Origin of the sequence: Komagataeibacter intermedius TF2 (assembly GCF_000964425.1) — a bacterium.
Classification (GTDB): Bacteria; Pseudomonadota; Alphaproteobacteria; order Acetobacterales; family Acetobacteraceae; genus Komagataeibacter; species Komagataeibacter intermedius.
The window spans coordinates 1-2,591 of record NZ_BANF01000216.1; the positions used below are offsets into that span (position 1 = coordinate 1).

Below are 2,591 nucleotides of genomic sequence, written 5' to 3' on the forward strand. Positions count from 1 at the left end.
GCACAGGACTGGAAGCGTGGTCAGCAAGCCCAGTTCGGCGTTGGAGATGGCAAGAGTTCGTTCGATCCGGTCTAGGATGGGAGAGAGGGACGCAATTCCGGTACGCAGGCAGATACTGGCACCGAAGATCATCAGCCAGGGCAGAAGCGTTTTGGCGGAACGTGTCATGCCCTCTGCTATACAGGCTGATTTTTTATCCGGCGCTCGACAGGATGCCATAAACTGTCGAAAATATGCCAGATGAAGCAATCCCGATCCCTGCAGGCCAGCAGTCTTGCTGATCGCACGCCTCCTACAAAGCTACGTCCAGTGCGCGTGCATGCGGAGCATCATGTGGAAGCTGCGGATGTCGAACCTCATTGTCACACTGACCTCGGGCAGCTTCTGGCGACCACGCATGGCGTAATCCGCGTCACGACGGAAGATAACCAGTGGCTGGTACCGCCCGGTCGGGCGCTCCTGCTGCCACCGGGTGTGGTGCATGCCGTTCACAGCCCCAAGGAAACCAGGCTGCGTGCCGTGCTGGTTGCACCGCAGATGTGCCGGGATTTTCTGCCAGCCTGTCGCATCATCGCCCTTACAACGCTGTTGCAGGAACTGATTGATGCGGTTGCCAGATGCCCGGCAGATTATCCCGTTCCTTCACCGGCGTCGCGCATGGTGGCGGTGCTGCTGGACCAGATTGCATTGGCACACTCCGAACCTCTGGGTGTACCGCGTCCTTCGGATGCACGGCTGCGGCGTGTCACGGATGCGCTGATGGCCTCTCCGGCGGATGGCCGGTCACTATCCGAATGGCAGGATGTGGCTGGGGCCAGCAGCCGGACGCTGGCCCGGTTGTTTGAAGCTGAGATTGGCATGAGCTTCAGTCACTATCGTCGGCAGGTGCAGATGCAGGCCGCCGTTGGCATGCTGTCATCAGGACTGCCAGTTGGAGAGGTCGCGCATGCTCTTGGTTATTCCACGGCATCCGCGTTTGCGTTTGCATTCCGCAAGACACTGGGCAGTCCGCCCAGTCGATTTCGTGACCAGGTTGAATGGTCTGATTATCAGTCTGTGTAATAATGAAAGATTTCGTTTTTCGTCGAAGACACTTGGCCGTGAGACGATAAGTCCGACCGACTGTTTTCGTCCTCTTGCGGGGCGTCAATTATAATTATCGGACTTCCAGTAAGCGGAAGGTGTTATTAAAAAAAGGCTGCAGAACGAATTTACGGATGTTTGTATTATGTCGACGATTGATCGTGTAATAGCGTTAATATCGCTCGTTTTCGCTATGATTGCCGCGATTGCAGGAGGATTTAGTGCTTTTTATGCATGGCGTGCAGTAGGCGAAGCTCACATTCAATCAATGGCATCTACTAAACAGACCGCTATCGCGCAGGACGCATTATTTTCCCAAACCCGGCCTTGGTTAAAAATATTATCCATTACGGATACTTCCATTTCAATTTACTCTGATGAAATAGGATCTGTCTTTAAATTTAATGCTCATCCAGCGTACAAAAACCTGGGGTTAGGGTTAGCTGAGGATGTGCAATTTTTCGCAAAAATTTACGTGATCGGGGCTGGTCCGGATCCGAGGCAAGCCTGCAAAAACTTCGCAAAAAACTTTGATTCAGATGGCGACCTCGTCTTTCCTCAGGAAACCAGTAACGACGGCGGTTATATCACTTTTCAGTCATCATTCGAAGATCTAAGAAACGAAGCGGCTAGAGTGTTAAGTGTGCAGCAACAACGTCAGGTATACCTTGGTGTGGTTGGCTGCCTTCTCTATCGCGGCTCTGGAAACGGGTCTGTGCTTATTTCTGGCTTCAACGGAACGATTGATCTGGATAAGGACGTCAAGTCTAAAATCGAAGTTTCCGATCAGATGTATTTGTCTCCTTATACAGCGCTACTGCAAGCCCCTCGAAATCTTGCGCTAAGCGTGCATGTCCATGACATGAATTACTGGGCCGAATAATGGACCTCGTGTCTGCAGCCTGAGACCGAGCAGGGATTTGCGCAGACGTCTGTTTCTGCGGGTTCATACCGGAAAGCAGACATTCCGCTCTCATGAAGGGTTTCGGGCGCCGCGAGGCGTACGAAAGTCTGGAAAGACCGAACCCGCGATACGGGGTCTCAGTTATGGGGAATTTGCAACTGGCGCCCCCCCGGGGGGAGATCTCTGAGCCAGAGCATACAGGTGTGTTTGTGGAACTGGCACGGGTTTTTTATGACCGGATCTGCATGACGCGATGACAGAACTGGCGGTGCAGACAGCGATTTTTCCGGGTTTTCCTGTGATGTTTACAGGAACCTCTGTTTGCCGGAGCGGAGCCACTCCGGCATCGGAATCGGTCATGCTATGGCCTCCGCGGGCTGTCATGGTGATCCCCCGGCCGGATCAGTCGCCCGGTGCGGCTCTCGGGACTGGCACCATCGGGGAAGGATCTGGATGTTGATCATCGGACCACCGCAGTATGGGCACGGCGGTGGCGTGACCGGTTCGGCTTTCGGGCCTTCTGGCGTTGGTGTGGATATGACATTCAGCAGTTCCCGCATCCGGGCGAGGCTGGCCTTGCGGCTGGAACTGGCCAGCAGGCCAT

Annotated in this window: 2 protein-coding genes and 1 pseudogene; 2 read left to right on the forward strand and 1 reads right to left on the reverse strand. The window is 54.3% G+C overall.

Annotation, left to right across the window (positions count from 1 at the left end):
• Positions 1-240: 240 nt before the first annotated feature.
• Positions 241-1,062 (forward strand): AraC family transcriptional regulator, encoded by an 822-nt coding sequence (locus tag B7449_RS16470; RefSeq protein WP_235721299.1) that lies wholly within the window; start codon positions 241-243, stop codon positions 1,060-1,062.
• Between the two features lie 166 nt (positions 1,063-1,228).
• Positions 1,229-1,966, forward strand: a complete 738-nt coding sequence (locus B7449_RS16475; RefSeq protein WP_235721298.1) for a hypothetical protein — start codon at positions 1,229-1,231, stop codon at positions 1,964-1,966.
• 401 nt (positions 1,967-2,367) lie between these two features.
• Here the strand turns inward: B7449_RS16475 and B7449_RS24810 are convergent.
• Positions 2,368-2,591, reverse strand: a pseudogene (locus tag B7449_RS24810) (IS91 family transposase); the annotation flags it as partial.

What these genes read in the sequence shown, in the direction of transcription:
- B7449_RS16470 (WP_235721299.1), top strand. Translation starts at nt 241, where the DNA reads ATGAAGCAATCCCGATCCCTGCAGGCCAGCAGTCTTGCTGATCGCACG.
- B7449_RS16475 (WP_235721298.1), top strand. Translation starts at nt 1,229, where the DNA reads ATGTCGACGATTGATCGTGTAATAGCGTTAATATCGCTCGTTTTCGCT.